Here is a 641-nt window from a genome sequence, read left to right on the forward strand (position 1 = left end):
ATCCTGATCCTGACGTGCGGCGGGATCGGATCGAGCGAGATCAGTTGCGCCTCGCCGACGGCGACCAGTTCCTCGATGCCGACCGTCGAAAAACCCCATTCATTGGTGGCGCCGGTCCAGGCGTTGACGAGGCCGAGCCGGTCGAGGACATCCTGCAGCAGGCTGCCGGCGCCGTAGACGCGGACATGGCGATCGTCGAACATGCTGACGACGCAGACCGGTTTTTGCACCGCCCGCTCCAGCCTGGCACGCGCTTGGGCGATCGAGGCTTCGGTGCGCCCGACAAGGTTTTCTGCTTCCGTCCTGCGGCCAAGCATGTCGCCAAGCTGCAGCGTCACCTGTTGCGCCTGCGCGTAAGGTGGAGCCTTGCCGCTGTAGAACGGCACGTTGAAGGTCGGCGCCAATCTGGTGAAGCTGTTCTCGTCCAAGCCATAGCCATAGGCGCCGACGATCAGGTCGGGCCGCAACTCCCGAAGCAGTTCGATATTGGGCTCGCTGCGCGATCCCAGGTCGATGGTGGCCTGCGGCAGCGCCGGGCCCTGCACCCAGTCGCCATAACCCCTGGTGTCGCCGACGGCGAGCGGCGACAGGCCGAGCGAGACCACCAGTTCGGCCGATGTCCATTCCAGGCAGACGACGCG

1 protein-coding gene is annotated in these 641 nt (G+C 65.7%); it reads right to left on the reverse strand.

What is annotated here, in order from left to right:
* On the reverse strand, nucleotides 1-641 hold a 641-nt coding region (locus EN939_RS36935), incomplete at both ends, for an ABC transporter substrate-binding protein (RefSeq protein WP_127272120.1).

Source organism: Mesorhizobium sp. M7A.F.Ca.CA.002.05.1.1 (assembly GCF_003998335.1).
Classification (GTDB): domain Bacteria; phylum Pseudomonadota; class Alphaproteobacteria; order Rhizobiales; family Rhizobiaceae; genus Mesorhizobium.